Origin of the sequence: Hyella patelloides LEGE 07179 (genome assembly GCF_900659865.1) — a bacterium.
In the GTDB taxonomy this organism is placed as follows: domain Bacteria; phylum Cyanobacteriota; class Cyanobacteriia; order Cyanobacteriales; family Xenococcaceae; genus Hyella; species Hyella patelloides.
The window spans coordinates 1-17380 of sequence record NZ_LR213780.1 but is presented as its reverse complement, the minus strand read 5'-3'; the positions used below and the strand labels follow the sequence as shown (position 1 = coordinate 17380).

Sequence of the window (17380 nt, the reverse complement as noted above, 5' to 3'; positions counted from 1 at the left end):
CTATAAGCCAGTTACAAGAAGTTTTAAACATCTCGTAACTGTAGACTACATAAACTTGTGAAGGTAGGGGTCTTGAACCCTTCTAGCTTAGAGCCTAGTCCTAAAGGATACCGCTTCGCATAAGCTTAAAGCTTTTTGATAAAGAGAAAATTTTCTTTATAAAATTATTATAAGTTTCTCAATTAAGCAAAAATTAAAATTAAAATATTAAAGTTAAATGAATCAGCAATTATCCCTCAATACAGTCATCCAGGTGATGCAGGTTTAGATTTATTTTCTATAGAAGAACAAACAATCTTACCAGGAGAAAGCAAGCTAATACATACAGGAATAGCTATCGAGTTACCATTAGGAACAGAAGCACAAATACGTCCTAGAAGTGGATTAGCATTAAAGCATTCCATAACAGTTTTAAATACTCCAGGAACAATAGATACAGGTTATCGTGGAGAAATAGGTGTAATTTTAATCAATCACAGTCAAGATAATTTTTCGGTTTTTAAAAGTATGAAAATTGCTCAAATGGTAATTACTTCTTTTATTAGCGTAGAGATAGAAGCTGTAGATAAGTTAAATATTTCTGCTAGAGGAGATGACGGTTTTGGCTCAACAGGAATGGTTAAATAGGGTTAGCTGAAAAAGTTTTTTGTTGAAGTAATAAGTCTTTTATTATTCTTAATAAACAGTATATTTATCAATATTTTTGTAATAGTTATTTTTGCTAATTTCAATTTTTAATTTATGATTAAATTTTCTGTCATAGTAGCTAAATCATTTAATTGTGCTTCTAAATCCCAAGCTTTTTGCTGATAATTACGCTTTTTAACTAAAGCAGCGCGGGCTAAATCTTCTCTATTTTGTTGTAGAGCTTGTTTCGCTACTTTTTCCCAGGAGGTTATTTCTTGAAGAGTTTGTTTATATTCTGGCTGAACTTGTTCCCAGACTGTTTTAATATCATGGAGAGCATCTTGCATTAATTGTTCTCCATTACGATTATCTGTTTTTTTCAGCGATCGCTTTATTAAATCGGATAATTTGCTAGTATTAAATTTACCCATAGCAGGAACGAAATTACGAATTTGGATACTATCACTAATACCTGTTTTACACCAAGTAGCAAAATGTTCGCAATTATTAAATAAAAAATTATATTTATCTTCTCCTAGTCTACTTTCTGCTCTGGAAACTACGACCTCTGGAATAAAACAAAATCCCTGACTGTAGTTTTTAATTGAGACAGGGTTACCCCGACTAAAAACTGCAAAAGTTGTTTTTTCGACAATTTCACTAGGTTTGCGATAATGAATTACTGTACCATCTCCGCAATCTATCCCATGATGTTGATACACTCCTTCCTGATTCCAAAGATTTCGATAAACATATAATTGATCGCCTTTCATAATTTAGTTGTTAGTTTTTAGTGGGTAGTAGATAGTTGCTACTTATTACTTATTACTTATTACTTATTACTTATTACTTATTACTTATTACTTATTACTTATTACTTATTACTTATTACTTATTACTTATTACTTATTACTTATTACTTATTACTTATTACTTATTACTTATTACTTATTACTTATTACTTATTACTTATTACTTATTACTTATTACTTATTACTTATTACTTATTACTTATTACTTATTACTTATTACTCATTACTTATTACTCATTACTTATTACTCATTACTTATTACTCATTACTCATTATTTGTCTGACAATAACTGATTAAAATTCTAATACAATTTGCGATCGCACCTAAATGGGCAATTTCGTAACCGTGGGTATTTTGGGTAGGAAAACCCAAGCAAGCTGCGCGAGCTACATGACCAAATTTCATGGCAATGGAAGCATCACTACCAAAACCGCTAATCGCAGCATATTGTATCGAAGTGTTGGCTTTTTTGGCTGCTTGTTGGATTTCTTGATTTAAAAATTCATCATAGATACCATAACTGTCTTGAGCTAATAGTACAGGGGTCGCTCCTTCTTCGATAGGATATTCAGGGGAAAGGGGACAAATTTCTAGAGCAATTAGAGCATCTAAAGTCTGATTTTGGGTAAAATACAATGCGCCTATCGCGCCTACTTCTTCTTTCGCGGAAGCCACCAGATAAACATCCACTACTGGCTGTTTGAGATATTGTGCTAAAGCGAGTAAAATTGCTACCGATGCCTTGTTATCTAAAGTGTAGCTAGCAATATAATCTTTAAGGCGAAAAGGCTTTTTACGATGTTTTCCCACCAGTACTCTACTTCCAGGGCGAATTCCCGCTTGTTCTAACTCTTCTGGAGTGCATTTGGTTTCTACCCAACTATCTTCCCAAACTACAGGAGTATCTTCTTGTTGCGCTCTTTGAGGAGACTCATGGGAAACGTGACGTGAGCCAAAAGAAAGTATACCATGAATTGTTTTGCGATCGCCTATAATATCTACTACTCCTTCGCCATAAATCCAAGGAAAAGAACCTCCCAAGCGACGAACTTGTATTCTTCCATTGTTTTCAATAGACTTGACAATAGCCCCAATTTCATCTTTATGTCCCGTAATTGCCACTGCTTTTTCTGAGTTTTGACCCTCAATCTTGGCAATTATATTACCTGCTCTATCTTGCCATGTCTCCACTCCCAAACTCTGAAATTTAGCCATTAACAGACGATCTACTTCTGTTTCCACACCACTAGGAGAGTGTTGCAAAACTAATTCTTCGATAGTTGTAAAAAGAACGTCGTAATCAATTAAAGGTTGATGAGAATTTGAATTTTGTGTCATTGTTAGCTTGCTTCGCTTAGAGGTAGTAGGGAGTAGGGAGTGGCTTACAAGGGTAAGTTTTTAACAAAAGAGTGAGTAGAAACTGTAATTAAGTAGCAAAATCTGCCGATCTTTGTAGTCTAATATACAAGAAAATGCCAAAAAATTCTCTTAATCATCAAAGAGGGATGACCATAAGGCTTAGTTTCACTCTTCCCTATCTCGTCTTTGAAAATGGCGATCTCGGCTCTGCCGAGGCGCTGCGCGATCGAGACTTTAGTCATAGGAAAATATACTTATTTGTATCAACGAAAGTTAGAGGTTCTTTATATCGTTTGTTGAGGGTAGATTTGAGACGTTTGTTAGATGTTTACATTCTGAGAAATTTCTAAGATGAAGTCACCGTTACTCCGCCTTAAAAGCGACGAGACCCTGCGTTATGCGCGACGGCGAAGCCGAGTCCTTTAGGGGAGCGGTATCCTTTAGGGCGGCGTAAGAGGTGCGACCCTGCTGACGTTTCGTCAGCCAAGGAACGCGCACCTAGCAAGGGAATGCTCGTCAAGACAAGACGGAGCCTGCGGTGATCGTTGGTCAGTTCTTAAGAGAACAAACCTCAAACACAGCACAAATCACAAACTAAGGAGAAATCTCATTATGAGTAGCGAACAAATCATTTCCCAAAACAAAACGAACCACAAATCAAAACCTTTTTTTTGCTGAAGTTCAATAATAAATGAAAGTGCATACTTATAGCTTTGTGAACCTACCCTTATGAGGCAGAGAATGGAGAGTAAGGAAGAGAAAATCAATGAAGACACTCTATGAATATTAATTAATATTACTTCACTTGGAATAATTACCCTTCTCTTCTCTAGTTTTTCTCGATTGCTAGTTATTCATAAAGTAATCCATGAACTCTCTGAAAACAAATAATTAATTTTTACTTAGTTGTACTTTCATAGAGGAGTTATAGTTTATATGATTCAAAAAACAATTGAAGAGCAACTATTTTTGGTAGTTGCTGAAAACTGGAATTTAGAGCTTTTGTATCAAGATTTAGCCAATGTTAAACGAGTTAATATAACTAGAAAAGCCAAGCTCAGTCCAATAGAAAAAGCAATGTTACGAGGTTTATTAGCTGGATATTCTCCTAAAGAAATAGCTAGTAAATTATATTGGACGGCTGCTTCTGTAGGGGTTGAATTAAGTAAGGGAATATATCGTTATGTTGAAGCTTTAACTGATCGAGAAAGTAACGCTCTAAAAAGTTGGCGAGATGTGGCGAAATGGCTGGAAGAAGCAGGATACAAAACAAAAAATAAAACCCACAATATATCTATAAACTGCGGAGAATTACCAGAAGTTACTCAATTTTATGGTCGAGAACCAGAATTAACTCAGCTTAAACAATGGATTGTAGAAAAGCGCGATCGCTTAGTCATGTTATCAGGTATGGTAGGTATTGGCAAAACGACTTTGGCTGCTCACTTAACTCAGGAAATTAAATCTGATTTTGAGTGTATTATTTGGTGTAATCTGAAGTATCAATCTTCGCTATCTCATATTTTAGTTGAGATTCTAGATGTTTTATCTCCCAATGGAAAAAGTAATGATACTGTTGTTGATATTAATATTCAAATTAATCAACTTTTAAAATATCTACAAGAACAGAGATGCTTGCTTATTTTGGATGGGCTTGAAAATACCATGTCTGCTGGTAGTTTCGCTGGTTTTTATCAAAAAAAATATCAAGAATATAGTCAGCTAATGAAAAGAATAGCTACAGAAAATCATCAAAGTTGTTTACTAGTTACCAGCCAAGATGAGCCTATCGATATGCCACTACTGCAAGGAAATAATGTTCATACTCTTAGCTTAAATGGTTTAGGAGAAGCAGCAAAAAATATTTTTCTTGAGCGAAATCTATCCTCTTTTCAATTTTGGGATGAGTTGATTTCTTGTTATTGTGGTAATCCTCTAGCTTTAAAATTAATAGCAGCTATAATCAGAGATTTATTTAATGGTAATGTGGCTTCTTTTTTGGATGCCAATAACAATCAAACATCAAACATTTTACCTATTTATTTTAAAAAACTTTTTGAACAACAACTAGAAAGATTATCTAACTTAGAAATAGAAATTTTACGTTGTTTAGTTAGTAATAATCGACCAATCTGCTTTAATAACTTACAAGATCATCTTGCTTCGGAAAGTAACGCTGCTTATTTTATTCAAGCATTAAATTCTCTAAGAAGACGTTCTTTAATTGATATGATCTCAGAAAATAATAATACTTGTTTTCAAATAAATAACATCATAAAAGCTTATTTTTCTACGAATAATCAAAACAAATTTGAGTTGTTAGCTCTTAATGAATACTAAAAAATATATAGTTAAAACTTATATTTTTATCGATTGCCAATCATGCAAAATGATTGGTATTTTTAGTTTAAATGTTGCAATATTTTATCCAAAAATTCCTAATGTTAATTAGGTGTTTTTATTTGATTTAAAATACTAAGATAATTTTGTAAGCTTAATCAAATAAATGAAATTAATCAGGAGCAAAAATTATGGCTATTTTTAATGGTGGAAGTGGTAACGATCTTATTAATGGAACTGAGGATAATGACGTTATCAAAACTCGTCTTGGTAATGACACTGTGTTCGCTGCTGGTGGTGACGATGCAGTCAGAGGAGGAAAAGGCGAAGATTGGATTAGCGGAGGAGCGGGTAACGATACTCTCCGAGGTGATAATGATAACGATACTCTTGTCGGCGATCGAGGTAGCGATCTTATCGAAGGCGGTAAGGGAGATGACCTTCTAGTCTGGAATAATGGTGATGGTAGTGACATTATGGAAGGCGGTTTTGACTATGATACAGTACAGGTTAACGGTGCTTTCGGAAACGGAGATAATTTTGAATTAAGAGCCAATGGTCATCGTGCTGAGTTTGAAAGGCTCAACTTAGTTAACTTCGAGCTTGATGTCAATGATGTAGAGCAATTTGAAATTAATGGTCTTGGTGGAGATGATACTCTGACTGTTCAAGATTTGACTGGTACTGACGTACAAAAAGTCAACTTTAGCGGTGGTGAGGGTAATGACCTTTTTGATGCTAGTCTCACCAATGTCTCCATCATGGCTGATGGTGGCGCAGGAGATGACACTCTTAATGGTAGTAATGGTTTAGATACTCTTATTGGTGGTGAAGGCTCTGATAGTTTTGTCTTTGACGACGATCCTTTCAAAGGAAATCCCAATGTTGTAGCTGATGATGATGTGCGTCAAGTAGTCAATCAACCCTATGAACTAGATGACTTTACCATTGCAGACGATCTTTTTGTGATTGATGCTCAAGATTTCAATATTGAGGATTCTGTTGAGTTTGTCAACGGTACTATAGACGAGTTAACTGGCTTGGCTCAAGGTGGTACTGATGCCAATATAGTAGTTGTTCAAGATGGATTTGCCAATGCAGGAGCAGCAGCCAGCGCGATCGCTGAAACTGGGGTTGCTCAAGATGCAGGTGCATTTATCTACTTTAACGAGAACCTACAGATTAACCGTCTAGTCTACTCCGAAGATTTGGGTGTTGGCACGGCAGACATCTCTATTTTGGGCAATATTAATACCTTAAATGGTGACGATGCTCTTAATGCATTGCCAGAATTCAGTGAAGCCAACTTTGCTTTTCAAAATGAAACTGGGCTTGGCTAAAGAACCATTTTTGATTACTCGGAAAAAAGAATTTTCCAAGCTCTTTTGAAGTAATCCCACTGAAAAACTTGAGTTTAAGCAGAGTAGGATTCAGGAAAACTGGTTAAGTCAACGATCAAAGGCGTAGTGTTAACGGGGCGTATCCCCATTCGAGGACAATGTAAGTTCTTGAGGTTTCCTCAAAAAACAGCCCCTCCGCTTTAAAGGACTCTATCACAGATACCGCTCCGTATTGCGCTTCGCGATCGCCCTTAACCAGCTTCCCCTTCCTGATAACGTTCTTGTGCCAAGGTAACCAACTTATCTACTAACTCAGGAAAAGGTACTCCTGTAGCTCCCCATAGTCTTGGATACATACTGGTAGAAGTAAAACCAGGTAAAGTATTAATCTCGTTAAGAAAAATTTCTCCTGTAGCTTCTACATAAAAGAAATCGACTCTAGACAATCCTGATGCATCCAAAGTTTGAAATGCTTTTACCGCCATTTCTTGTATTTGAGTTGTTACTTCATCGGGAAGTTGAGCAGGGATATTTAATTGGGCTAATCCTTCGGTATATTTAGTTTCGTAGTCGTAAAATTCGCTATCAAAAGTAATTTCTCCAATCACGGAAGCTTTGGGGTAATCGTTACCTAAAACCGCACATTCTACTTCTCTGGCGTTTACTCCTTCTTCAATTACGATCCGTCTATCGTAACTAGCTGCATTATCGAGAGCGTTTTCTAATTCTTGGCGGGTGCGTACTTTAGCAATTCCTACTGATGAGCCCAGGTTAGCAGGTTTGACAAAGCAAGGATATTCTAGGGTGTCTTCTATTTCATCACAAAGTTTGGGGAAAACACAGGGACCAGACCAAACTTGAGATCGAGATACCGCCATATACTTGACTTGGGGTAATCCTGCTTCGGTAAATGCGGTTTTCATGGCAATTTTATCCATCCCCACAGATGAACCTAAAACACCGCTACCTACATAGGGAACTTGCATCAAGGTTAATAAGCCCTGCACTGTGCCATCTTCCCCATTAGGACCGTGTAAAATGGGAAACCAGACATCAATCTGGGATAATTGGGCGGGAAATTGCCATCTGTTAGGATTTACTGCTGTTTCTAAAGGTTGTCCCGTTTCTAAGACTTGTTGCGCTGTTTCTCCACTGTGCCAACTACCTTGTTTATCAATATAGACAGGGATTACTTGGTATTTTTCTATATTACCTGCTTGGGTAAAGGCAGATGCGATAGCTTTTGCCGAAACTAGCGATACTTCATGTTCTCCAGAACAACCACCAAATAATAAACCTACTTTTATCATTTATCCTCCACCATTTATTAGTTATCATTCATCAGTTACCAGTTATCAGTTATCATTTATCGTCTGAAAATGAGTCACTAACAACGAGCAACGAACAACCAGCAAACGAACACATAAATTATGGTATTAGATCGATCGACCAAAAATGCTCGACAATCAATATAATTCATACTTTAGTAAAGTACAGGGTAAAGAGCCATTATAGACAGAAATTCTTTTAGCTGTGCGTAAACCAACTTTTTTACTGAGGTGTTTGCTACCAGTTAGGATATATGCCGTCCAACCTGTAAAGCGTTGTTTGAAGATATCTCCCAACATTTTATACAAGTCTTCTAATTCTGCGACATTACCTAAACGTTCTCCATAGGGAGGGTTACAAACAATAATTCCTTTATCTGCTGGTGCTATTATTTCAGAGAGATTTTGATGAAGAAATTGAATATGATTTGCTACGTTACAATTTTGGGCATTCTCTTGAGCTTGAGTTAAGATTTCAAAATCGCGATCGCTGCCAATTATCGGTACATTAAGAGTAAAATTTTGCTGATTATTTGCTTCAGTTACAATTTTATCCCATAAAGTTTCATCGTAATCTAACCAGCTTTGAAACCCAAAGCGATCGCGATATAAACCAGGAGCAATATTAAGAGCTTTTAAAGTAGCTTCAATAGGTAATGTTCCCGAACCACATAAAGGATCGTAAAAAGCTATTTTTGGTGTCCATTCTGTCAATTGAATTAAAGAAGCAGCCAAGGTTTCTTTTAAAGGTGCTAATCCCACTGCGGGACGATATCCCCGACGATGTAAACTCGCTCCAGAACTATCCAAACTAATAGTACAACGATTGTTATCAATATGAGCATTAACTAAAAGATCGGGTAATTTGGGCTCAACATCAGAGCGTCTACCATAATGTTTTTGTTGCTGGTCAACAATTGCTTTTTTAATTTGTAGCGCAGTAAAATGACTATGATTCAATTGCTTATTTTTTCCCGTACAATCAATGGCTAAAGTCATATCAGGATCGAGATATTCTGACCAATCAATTTGCTGCACACTACGATATAACTGCTGTGCATTAAAGCTTTTTACTTTAGCGATTGGAACTAAAACTCGAAAAACAATTCTACTCCATAAATTTACTTTATAAAGTAATTCTTTATTTCCTTGAAAAGAAACTCCTGTAAAGCTGGTAGTAACTTCTTTTGCTCCTAAATTTTTTAATTCTGCTGCTGCAATATCTTCTAATCCCCTTGCAACAGTAGCAAAATATTTATTCATTTGTTATTGGTTAGTTGTTTGTAGTTTTTACTTGCTTTCTCATTCCGCCTTCCTCATTCCTCATTCCTCCTTTATCCTAGAGATAGCCAATTAGTACATTGACTCATACTATGATCGATCGCGAACAAGTCAGGAAAGTAGCTCATCTCGCCAGATTAGATATTACCGCAGAAGAAGAGGAACAGTTTACTACTCAACTCAACAGCATTTTGGATTATTTCGAGCAGCTTAGTGAGTTAGATACCGATAATGTCCAACCTACCACAAGGGCAATTGAAACCAGCAATATTACTCGTCCTGATAGATTAGAACCTTTTCCTAATAAAAAAGATTTAATACAGTCAGCACCCGAACCTGATGGTGAATATTTCCGAGTACCAAAAATTATGGCTTCAGATGAAAGCTAAATGTAAATTAACTTAAGTATTCTTTAGCACTTAGACAATAGAAACTTAGTTACATTTTCCGATGTCAAACAGCCTTCAATAAACTTAATATTGGATGGAATCAATGACGATATCTTTTATGTGTAACTTCTGGATAATTATTTCTATATATAGCACTCGTAATAGCTATCAGATAGCAGTTACAGCTATTGTAGAGTTATATTTCCAGAGTTACTCTTTCCTGATTTAATTTAATTATTTGTTCAAAAAATCAAGTGTCTAATCTATTTTTTAGCCGAAAATATCTCTTCCATTTCTTAGAGATAAATATTAATCTCAAGTAAATTTACTGATTATAAAATACAGAGAATTACTTAAAACATAGTCAACTCTTCATCTACTTTCTAAGTAAAATATCTTAAGATAAGCTTCATCTCATTTCCTCTCACAATCGTTTTTTGGGCAATATACACCGATAAAAATACTTTGAAAACGGTTAGACATACTGACCAAAGATCATTTATTCCAGTTTGAATTTTGAAAATTCCGCAATTAAATTACTTATGGCTTAAATTAACCAAGCAATGCCTCAATTAAGTCTAAAGGTACTAAAATTAAGTCCAAGATTTGGTACAAACTGCAAATAACTCTACACCAAATTCATCAGATTCAATAGTTACAGGCAAAGTACGAAATTTAGAGCGACCAAATAACTTTTCCAATTGCTCTGCGGAGCGATAAATCAAATGCCATTCTAAAATATGTTCTAACAGTAAGCGATCTGGATTAGAAGCATGAAAATTACCTAAAATAACAGTACCATTTGGTAACAGGCGATCGTAAATCCAATCTAGAATAGCGATTAATTCACGATCGCTTAAATAATTACTTATAGTGACACTGTAAATCATTTGTTGTGGCGGAATGTCAAGACAACTGTGACCTTGAGCGATTAAAAAAATATTATCTTGAATAAAGGTTAAATAGTCTTGAAACTCCAGTTTACGAGCTAAATTAGCAGCATAAGCTAAACGTCGCTGATTCATATCGATGCAGGTGACATGAATATTAGGAATTTCAGTATGGAGAAACAAATCTAAAATTTCTGTAGCAGCACCACTAGCTAAGCTAGTAACTGGCATTGATTCATCTGCACTCCAACCGACAGTCAACTCTTTGAGGGTAGCCGTAATAATTCCACCACGGCTTTTAAGAGCTAAACAGGTAGGAATCGAGCGAATCCAACGATCGATATAAATTCCTAGATGTCCATCTCCTTCGGGTTCATTTTGCGATAGCATTTCTACGATATCAGAATCACTACCACAGTTACGAGCTTGACGAAAGGCTAGATCGATAAAACTACTCAGCATCAAAAAAGGAAAAGTTTCCCGAAAAATATAAGTTCCGATCGCTTTTTCGATATCCTGATGATGGATAATTTGCTCCCTAAGAGAGTTCGCAATCATTCCACATACTCGGTTTATAGTTTCTTGAGCCGTTTCTTCCGTAATCTTTTTAGCTCGTAAATTATTTTCGACTTCTAAGAGATCGTGTTTGAAAAGTTCTAATTCACCAATCAATTCTGGAGGAATACGATCTTGTCCTTCGTAACCAGCACGGCGAGCTTCACCATAGGAATAGGTACTGATTGTTCTACTGAGGGAGACTACTAAAGAGGTGGTTTCTCGCAAACGCAAAGAGAGATTATGAGCTATCGATTGATAAAAACGAGCCGATAAACCAGGAACAGAAACTAACAAAGAGTAAAGATCGTTTTGTTCTAAAATTAAAACTTCTACAATGTCTTGAGCGACAATTTTCGCGCTAGTAATCGCTTCTTCAAGGAAAGACATCTCACCAAAAATATCCCCAGGCTGTAAAAAAGCGATCGCTACTCCTGCCCCTACTGTAGCCTTTTCTACTCTGACAGAACCCTTTTGCAAAATATAAATACGCTGAGGAGAAGCACCTTCTTTAACGATAATGTCATTTTTTTGATATACAGCAACTTTCGCTTTTTCTCGCAAGATATTGTAATCTTCTGTGGTGAGGAATTTTAGCTTACTTTCCATGATTTGCTAGTTGCTGGTTGCTGGTTATTTATGGCTAGTCCTAAAGGATACCGCTTCGCGACCGAAGGAAGTCCTTTATGGCTAGTGGTTTGTTGTCAGTCATTGGTTTTGGTTGTTGACTGCTGGTGGATTACTACTTACTAACTAAGACCTAAATCGGTGACTTTCCCACTTAGCGTTTCTGATTTTTGAGTTCCGATTGCTGATTTGCAAGATAAGTCTTTTCTGGGTACTGATTCGTCAAAAAGAGTCAAAAGTGTTGATTTTCTGGCTTCAGAAGTTTCTCTCGCCATATTCCACAGACTTTCGTAAAAGAAAAAGGAAACTCCTGCAAAATTGCGATCTCGTACTGTCCTGACTTGTTGTTTAATTTGTCCCGACATTACAGGACGACCTTTTAAACCAGATAAAATACCAATACTGACAGGAATATGTCTTTGCGCTGCAACTAGTTCTGGTTTTGATAATTCTGCAATAAAGCTACTCTGACTAGAACGATACACCTGCACGATTAATTCTTCAATTAAACCTTTACGTTCCCAGGTGTGCCAATCCATTAAAAAAGAATTGAGAGAAAAGTTTTGTGGATTAGGTGAGACAGACACTATTGCATTGGGGTTTGCTGCTTTAATTGCTTGAAAAAGCTTTTCCATATAAGCGGTTATTTTACTGGCTCGCCAGTTTACCCAATCAGCGTTCTGATAATCTTCTGGAGGTTGTTTACCTAAATGCTCTTTCTGGTACAAAGCAACAGTATATTCGTCGTAACCCAATTCTGAAGGATAACCGAAATGATCGTCTACTTGAATTCCATCCACATCATAATTACTCACCAACTCCACGATTAAATCGGTAATAAGTTGCTGTACTTCAGGATGCAGAGGATTCAGCCAGACTCTTTGATGGTTTTCACCTTCCCACCAGATAGTACTACCATCTTGTCTTTGTACTAACCACTCAGGATGGCGTTTGGCTAATTCTGAATCAGCAGGAGCCATAAAACCGAATTCAAACCAAGGTATTACCCCCATTCCTGATGCGTGTCCTTGCTCGATAATTTCTTGTAAAATATCCCTTCCTTGTAAACCAGATTCAGGATCGAGTTCAATCCCTGTAACTGATTTTGCCACCTCTGAAGGATAAAGTGTATAACCCCAATTCCATACAGTAGGATAGAGAGTATTGAAGTTTAAAGTGGATAGATCTGCGATCGCTTTTGTGGTACTCTCAGGAGAAAATAAGACATCACTATCGATATTGGTTAACCAAACTCCTCTAGATTCTTTGCCTACGTTGCAGTTTGGGATTTCTGTTAAATAAGGAGAAGTCGGAAGGGGAAGAGTTTCTAATTGAGCGAGGGAAGAACTAGCTTGTGGAGTTACATTAGACGAAGTAGTAGCTAAACCAGAAGTCGCCATTGCCAACACTAAGGTAAAAATGAAGAGAAACACTACCCAAGACTTAGTACCATGTAGCCGACTAAATTCCACTAGCTTGTTAGCATAGGTGTTGTATAACTTACCGATCCGATGCTTCATTGTGCTAAAAATTACTTTGCAACCCATAACAAATATGCAAATTATAACTTTGTCTAATAGATGTTAAACCCAATATAAAGGTCTTCAAGTTTTTTTGACATATTGTTATTAAATATTGCTAAATGTATATTCGTGATGCCCAAATAACAGATTTAACCGCTATCGTACAAATTTATAATAGTACTATTAGCGATCGCATGGCGACAGCAGACACCACACCTGTTACTGTGGAGAGTCGTTTACCTTGGCTACAAAATCGTGATTTTCGCTATCGTCCAGTATGGGTAATGGAAACAACAGAAAAAGAAACAGTAGGCTGGCTCAGTTTTAATCATTTTTATGGTCGTCCTGCATATCACCATACAGCAGAAATCAGTATTTATGTCGCAGAAAATTATCGCCGTTGTGGTATAGGAAGCCAGTTCTTAGAAAAAGCGATCGCGGATTGTCCCCAGTTAGAGATTAAGATTTTACTGGGGTTTATTTTTGCTCACAATCAACCTAGCTTAATTTTATTTAAAAACTATGGATTTCAATCATGGGGATTACTCCCTCAAGTGGCTGAATTAGACAATCAAGAAAAAGACTTAGAAATCTTGGGACTTAAAATTAAATAAATTAAGATATTAGTAAGGAAATTTAAGCAAAACGTCTCTCAAATAGATCGCCAAGGAGGAAGAATACAAAGTACTGATAAGATTTTATTTTCTAGCTAAGCTCTTTTTCTTGTCTATTATCTGATAATAATTGATTCAAATCTTATTGATAACTAAATTAACGAGAAGCTGGACTTTCTCGATCGCAAGCTACTACAAGCTCAATAATACTTTTGGCTATTTGGTAAGCTTCACTAGAAGTTTTATAAATGTCAGTAGGCTGGAATAAATTACCGTCTTGCAAAACTATGGTATATTGCCACCCCGATCCAGGAGTTAAATAAACAGCAGTTAAATAACCATTAACAATATTAAGATGTTCAAGTTTCATTGACGATATCATCCTCGATTAAAGTGTTTTCGTTGATCTAGAACTGTAGCAAATTGCTTGGGGACACAACTTATCTAAGGTATTGAAACAAAGTAAAATATTCGTTAAATAACTGTAAAATAAAAATATTTGAGTCAGAAAAATCACAGAATAAAATACCCCCTCTATAAATAGTTCATTCTAGGTAAGTATCAATAACCTTGCAAAATATAGAATGTTACAAGATAACTTACTGCTCAAAACCTGGTACTACTTGTCTCAAACATTTTATTTTCTAACATATAAAATAGAAACTTAAAATCCGTGTAAATACGGTTATTTGATTGTTAATGAAAAAATTTTTAGGTGGTTTTGGCACAGTTGCTGGTGCGACTTATCCCTTAAAAGCCCTAGGCGTATTTTGGCGACACCCCAGACTATGGGGTTACATTACAATACCCATCATAGTTAATTTAGTGACTGCGATCGCTCTTTACGGCGGATTGCTGTTTTTTGGCTTTGAGTTCATTGCCGAGATTCAAACTGATTTAATTACCTGGTTTCAGCAATTACTGGTTAACCTTCCTCAATGGTTGGGATTTTTAGAATACGGATTGATTGGTTTAGCTTTTTTATTACGTATTTTACTGACTATAATTGCCTTAATTGTGACTGGTTTTGTTTTAGCTCAATTTGGTGTTTTACTAGGTGCGCCTTGGTACGGACAGCTTTCAGAACAGCTAGAAAAGATTCGCACAGGCAAAGTAGAAATTATTGAAGTTAGTATTATTAGAGATATTGGCAGAGCTATTTTATATGAATTGAAAAAGTTAGTTTTAATGGCAATAGTAGGGCTTCCTTTAGGCATTATTGGTCTTTTTCCAGGACTGGGAACTACTATGTTTACAATTGGCGGGTTTCTTCTTACTACGACAATTGTGGGTTTAGATTTTATCGATTCTGCTTTAGAAAGAAGGCGGTTTAAATTTCGTCGTAAGTTAAAAATTTTATTTAGCTCCCTCCCAGCAAGTGGTAGCTTTGCTTTAGTATGTGTGTTCTTGATTAGTATTCCTTTGGTTAATTTGGTGACAATCCCTTTATGTGTTGCTTCGGGAACATTATTTGTCTGTGACAGAGTTTTGAAGAAGTCAGCGAAAAATCAGAGGAGGTAAAGGGAATAGAGGGATGAAGGATGAAGGATGAATGATGAAGGATGAAGGATGAGGGATGAAGGATGAGGGATGAGGGATGAAGAACAACGAACAACAAGCCACGAGCCACAAGCCACAAGCCACTAAGCAATAACAAATAACAAATAACCATTAAACTAGATGGGTTTACAATCAATACAAGTACAGAGTTAACATCGCTCACTAATCTATGGAAATATCGGAATTAAAAAGAGCAATAGAAAGTATCTCATTACGCCTGGGTAAAACTCAGGAATATCTTTGACTTGACCACGCTCAACGCTAAGATACAAGACTTAGAGCAAGTATCCGCCCAGCCTGAATTTTGGGACAATCAAGAGACAGCACAGGCTACTTTACAGGAACTTAATGACTTAAAGTCTAATGTGGAACAGTATAACCAGTGGCAAAATTCTCTAGAAGATACAAAAGCGATCGCCGAACTGCTAGAATTAGAAGAAGATGCTGCTCTAATAGAAGAAGCTGAGACTAATTTAACTCAACTACAACAAGAGTTAGACCAGTGGGAATTACAACAGCTACTATCTGGCACTTATGACAAAAAAGGTGCAGTCTTGACTATCAATGCTGGTGCTGGAGGTACAGACGCTCAAGATTGGGCAGAAATGCTCTTACGAATGTATACTCGTTGGTGTGAGAAACAGGGTTATAAGGTTCGTTTGGCAGAAGACTCTCCAGGGGATGAAGCAGGAATCAAATCAGCCACTCTCGAAATTGAAGGGCGTTACGCTTATGGTTATCTGAAGGCAGAAAAGGGTACTCATCGCTTAGTAAGAATCTCTCCTTTTAACGCCAATGGCAAACGTCAAACTAGCTTTGCTGGAGTGGAGGTAATGCCCAATTTAGGCAATGAAACCATAAATTTAGATATTCCTGAAAAAGATTTAGAAGTAACTACTTCTCGCGCTGGTGGAAAGGGCGGACAAAATGTCAACAAAGTAGAAACAGCAGTTAGAATTGTCCATCTCCCTACAGGGATTGCGGTGCGCTGTACTCAAGAACGTTCTCAACTGCAAAATAAAGAGAAAGCAATGGCATTATTAAAAGCTAAACTGTTGATTGTGCTAGAAGAGCAAAGAGCGCGAGAAATTGCGGAAATTCGCGGTGATATGGTAGAAGCTGCTTGGGGTAATCAAATCCGTAACTATGTATTCCATCCTTACCAGATGGTTAAAGATTTACGCACAGAGGAAGAAACTACAGATGTTAATGGTGTTATGGATGGTGATTTGACTTCTTTTGTTGAGGCGTTTTTACGCCAAGAGAATCAGTTAGTTTAAAATTAGCTCTAAGCCATTAGCTCTAAGCTATAAGCTTGAATTGCATAATGGAGAAGTTGACGAGCGAACCTGCCTATAAGCTTGGAGCTTAAAGCTGTTAGCTAGTTAAATATACTTAATGTGCGTTCTTTGTTCTCTTGATAACTAACATTTGATTACCTTTTTTTTGAAATTCGTAATCAACAGATACAACTTTTACCTGATAATTACTTTGCTCCAACTCTTTTTTAACTGGTTCGAGATGACAAGATATCTCTCCTGTAAAATTTTCTAATAAAGGAAATATTCTGACTTCTTGAGCCACGCGACACATTTCTTGGATTGCTCTAAGATGAAAATTATCAGAAAATTGTTCCGAATAAGTAAATAATAAATGACTACAAAGAGTTAGAGCTAATTGTTTAGAAGCAAAGTTTAAATTGGGCAATTCTTGATTTAGATAACGTTCTTGTTTTAAGCCTTGTTCAAAGTCTGCTAAAAATAATTTCATAGCAGATAATCTTTTTTTTCCTAATTCGTCTGGAGTGGAAACATCTTGCCAAACAAAACGTTCACAATTAGTTTTTAAACCTTGAATAATAACAGGATAGGTTTCTAAAATACGCTTCTCAATCGCTTTTGCAGTGAATTTACAGCGGTTTGCAGGTTTATAAGGGACAGTAGCAGCAGTGGGCAAACCAGTTACGCAGATGTTGGGGATTCATTAAATCCATCGCTATTTTAATCAGGGTATCAACCCTTTTGGAAGTTCTGGGAGAGAACTGCCTCAAGAAAGCCTTTAGCTGTGACCACCAGTGTTCAATGGGATTAAACTCTGGAGAATAGGGGGAAAGCTCTAAAACTCTCGCTCCTAC

The 17380-nt window shown here is 36.4% G+C and carries 17 protein-coding genes; 8 read left to right on the top strand and 9 right to left on the bottom strand.

Translation table 11 applies throughout. From position 1 onward, the window contains the following. Nucleotides 1–192: 192 nt before the first annotated feature. Nucleotides 193–627: a dUTP diphosphatase gene (dut, locus tag H1P_RS04040; protein WP_144864400.1), complete on the top strand. Its 435-nt coding sequence runs from the start codon at nt 193–195 to the stop codon at nt 625–627. 107 nt (nt 628–734) lie between these two features. Here dut and H1P_RS04035 read toward each other — a convergent pair whose 3' ends face one another. Further along, entirely contained in the window at nt 735–1403 is a 669-nt protein-coding gene (locus H1P_RS04035) for a lecithin retinol acyltransferase family protein (RefSeq protein ID WP_144864398.1), read from the bottom strand. Between the two features lie 301 nt (nt 1404–1704). Next, complete coding sequence (locus tag H1P_RS04025) at nt 1705–2745, bottom strand: M20/M25/M40 family metallo-hydrolase (protein ID WP_144864464.1); 1041 nt, start codon at nt 2743–2745, stop codon at nt 1705–1707. Nucleotides 2746–2912: 167 nt separating this feature from the next. Between H1P_RS04025 and H1P_RS04020 the strand changes: the two genes are divergently transcribed. The 3 genes from H1P_RS04020 (at nt 2913) to H1P_RS04010 (ending at nt 6479) form a co-directional block, all read left to right on the top strand. After that, nucleotides 2913–3149, top strand: a complete 237-nt coding sequence (locus H1P_RS04020; RefSeq protein ID WP_144864396.1) for a hypothetical protein — start codon at nt 2913–2915, stop codon at nt 3147–3149. 586 nt (nt 3150–3735) lie between these two features. Then, complete coding sequence (locus H1P_RS04015) at nt 3736–5139, top strand: NB-ARC domain-containing protein (RefSeq protein WP_144864394.1); 1404 nt, start codon at nt 3736–3738, stop codon at nt 5137–5139. 191 nt (nt 5140–5330) lie between these two features. Beyond that, on the top strand, nt 5331–6479 hold the full coding sequence (locus tag H1P_RS04010) for a calcium-binding protein (RefSeq protein ID WP_144864392.1): 1149 nt from the start codon (nt 5331–5333) through the stop codon (nt 6477–6479). 251 nt (nt 6480–6730) lie between these two features. On the opposite strand, the gene H1P_RS04005 is transcribed toward H1P_RS04010, so the two are convergent. Continuing rightward, nucleotides 6731–7789, bottom strand: coding sequence for a D-alanine--D-alanine ligase family protein (locus tag H1P_RS04005; RefSeq protein WP_144864391.1), 1059 nt, complete (start codon nt 7787–7789; stop codon nt 6731–6733). 156 nt (nt 7790–7945) lie between these two features. Further along, nucleotides 7946–9070 (bottom strand): THUMP domain-containing class I SAM-dependent RNA methyltransferase, encoded by a 1125-nt coding sequence (locus H1P_RS04000; RefSeq protein WP_144864390.1) that lies wholly within the window; start codon nt 9068–9070, stop codon nt 7946–7948. Between the two features lie 110 nt (nt 9071–9180). Between H1P_RS04000 and gatC the strand changes: the two genes are divergently transcribed. Beyond that, nucleotides 9181–9477 carry an Asp-tRNA(Asn)/Glu-tRNA(Gln) amidotransferase subunit GatC gene (gatC, locus tag H1P_RS03995; protein WP_144864462.1) on the top strand — a complete coding sequence of 99 codons (297 nt, stop codon included), beginning with the start codon at nt 9181–9183 and terminating at the stop codon, nt 9475–9477. Between the two features lie 593 nt (nt 9478–10070). On the opposite strand, the gene H1P_RS03990 is transcribed toward gatC, so the two are convergent. Together H1P_RS03990 and H1P_RS03985 are read right to left on the bottom strand one after the other, a co-directional pair. Further along, entirely contained in the window at nt 10071–11531 is a 1461-nt protein-coding gene (locus H1P_RS03990) for a cyclic nucleotide-binding domain-containing protein (RefSeq protein WP_144864388.1), read from the bottom strand. Nucleotides 11532–11671: 140 nt separating this feature from the next. Then, a complete protein-coding gene (locus tag H1P_RS03985; protein WP_144864386.1) occupies nt 11672–13069 on the bottom strand; it encodes a glycoside hydrolase family 10-like protein in 1398 nt (465 codons plus the stop codon). Between the two features lie 122 nt (nt 13070–13191). Here H1P_RS03985 and H1P_RS03980 point away from each other — a divergent pair, with 122 nt between their 5' ends. Further along, a complete protein-coding gene (locus tag H1P_RS03980) occupies nt 13192–13686 on the top strand; it encodes a GNAT family N-acetyltransferase (RefSeq protein ID WP_144864384.1) in 495 nt (164 codons plus the stop codon). 157 nt (nt 13687–13843) lie between these two features. On the opposite strand, the gene H1P_RS03975 is transcribed toward H1P_RS03980, so the two are convergent. Further along, a complete protein-coding gene (locus tag H1P_RS03975; RefSeq protein ID WP_144864382.1) occupies nt 13844–14056 on the bottom strand; it encodes a hypothetical protein in 213 nt (70 codons plus the stop codon). 329 nt (nt 14057–14385) lie between these two features. Here H1P_RS03975 and H1P_RS03970 point away from each other — a divergent pair, with 329 nt between their 5' ends. Together H1P_RS03970 and prfB are read left to right on the top strand one after the other, a co-directional pair. Further along, nucleotides 14386–15207, top strand: coding sequence for an EI24 domain-containing protein (locus H1P_RS03970; protein ID WP_144864380.1), 822 nt, complete (start codon nt 14386–14388; stop codon nt 15205–15207). 208 nt (nt 15208–15415) lie between these two features. Beyond that, nucleotides 15416–16526 (top strand): peptide chain release factor 2 gene (gene prfB / locus H1P_RS03965; RefSeq protein ID WP_144864378.1). Its coding sequence is split into 2 segments (ribosomal slippage): nt 15416–15487 and nt 15489–16526, totalling 1110 coding nucleotides; the frame shifts between segments, so codons are not numbered across the junction. 115 nt (nt 16527–16641) lie between these two features. Here prfB and H1P_RS03960 read toward each other — a convergent pair. Together H1P_RS03960 and H1P_RS39785 are read right to left on the bottom strand one after the other, a co-directional pair. Further along, a complete protein-coding gene (locus H1P_RS03960) occupies nt 16642–17202 on the bottom strand; it encodes an SAM-dependent methyltransferase (RefSeq protein WP_144864376.1) in 561 nt (186 codons plus the stop codon). Beyond that, the coding region (locus H1P_RS39785) for a transposase (RefSeq protein ID WP_186375824.1) at nt 17174–17380 on the bottom strand (207 nt) is incomplete at its 5' end. The genes H1P_RS39785 and H1P_RS03960, both read right to left, overlap by 29 nt.

Coding starts and splice junctions, on each gene's coding strand:
- H1P_RS04020 (WP_144864396.1), top strand. CDS start 2,913: ATGCCAAAAAATTCTCTTAATCATCAAAGAGGGATGACCATAAGGCTT.
- H1P_RS04015 (WP_144864394.1), top strand. CDS start 3,736: ATGATTCAAAAAACAATTGAAGAGCAACTATTTTTGGTAGTTGCTGAA.
- H1P_RS04010 (WP_144864392.1), top strand. CDS start 5,331: ATGGCTATTTTTAATGGTGGAAGTGGTAACGATCTTATTAATGGAACT.
- H1P_RS04005 (WP_144864391.1), bottom strand. CDS start 7,789: ATGATAAAAGTAGGTTTATTATTTGGTGGTTGTTCTGGAGAACATGAA.
- H1P_RS04000 (WP_144864390.1), bottom strand. CDS start 9,070: ATGAATAAATATTTTGCTACTGTTGCAAGGGGATTAGAAGATATTGCA.
- gatC (WP_144864462.1), top strand. CDS start 9,181: ATGATCGATCGCGAACAAGTCAGGAAAGTAGCTCATCTCGCCAGATTA.
- H1P_RS03990 (WP_144864388.1), bottom strand. CDS start 11,531: ATGGAAAGTAAGCTAAAATTCCTCACCACAGAAGATTACAATATCTTG.
- H1P_RS03985 (WP_144864386.1), bottom strand. CDS start 13,069: ATGAAGCATCGGATCGGTAAGTTATACAACACCTATGCTAACAAGCTA.
- H1P_RS03980 (WP_144864384.1), top strand. CDS start 13,192: ATGTATATTCGTGATGCCCAAATAACAGATTTAACCGCTATCGTACAA.
- H1P_RS03975 (WP_144864382.1), bottom strand. CDS start 14,056: ATGAAACTTGAACATCTTAATATTGTTAATGGTTATTTAACTGCTGTT.
- H1P_RS03970 (WP_144864380.1), top strand. CDS start 14,386: ATGAAAAAATTTTTAGGTGGTTTTGGCACAGTTGCTGGTGCGACTTAT.